This window comes from uncultured Microscilla sp., from assembly GCF_947493425.1.
In the GTDB taxonomy this organism is placed as follows: Bacteria; Bacteroidota; Bacteroidia; order Cytophagales; family Microscillaceae; genus Microscilla.
The window spans coordinates 1-458 of the sequence record NZ_CANLRP010000492.1 but is presented as its reverse complement, the minus strand read 5'-3'; the positions used below and the strand labels follow the sequence as shown (position 1 = coordinate 458).

The window sequence follows — 458 nt, the reverse complement described above, 5'->3', positions numbered from 1 at the left end:
TATTCAGGAAGTCATTCAATTGGGGACTATGAATACATAAAACACAATCTACTTGACTATTTTTGTACGGACTATTGTATGACGAGACTTTACAAAAGGTTTTTGCGGCCTTTATGGACCCTAGTCGAGGTGAGCACTACTCTGAACCAGCCCAAATTGCCGAGGTAATTTATGAAGCTGCGACTAGCGAAAGCGATCAAATGAAGTATGTAGCTGGTGAAGACGCCAAACAACTTTGGCAAGCTCGTCAAAGCATGACATTGGAAGACTTTCACGGAATGCTTGATGCTGACTTTGGTTTGGGCAAAAGTGTAGAGGCATAAGCCCAAGCCTTGCATTTTAGAACCGAATAATAAGGCAGGGGAGGCTCCCTGCTTTATCTGCTTGTGTGCCTGGCATGCAATATCACTTGGTGGTTCAAGTCCACTACGCGCCCATTAGCGGGAAGCGTTAGCCAA

General features: G+C 45.0%; 1 protein-coding gene. It reads left to right on the top strand.

Annotated features, from left to right (window positions below; all coding sequences use genetic code 11):
- The first annotated feature begins 113 nt into the window (after positions 1 to 113).
- Positions 114 to 323: a hypothetical protein gene (locus Q0954_RS34460; RefSeq protein WP_299466760.1), complete on the top strand. Its 210-nt coding sequence runs from the start codon at positions 114 to 116 to the stop codon at positions 321 to 323.
- Positions 324 to 458 lie beyond the last annotated feature (135 nt).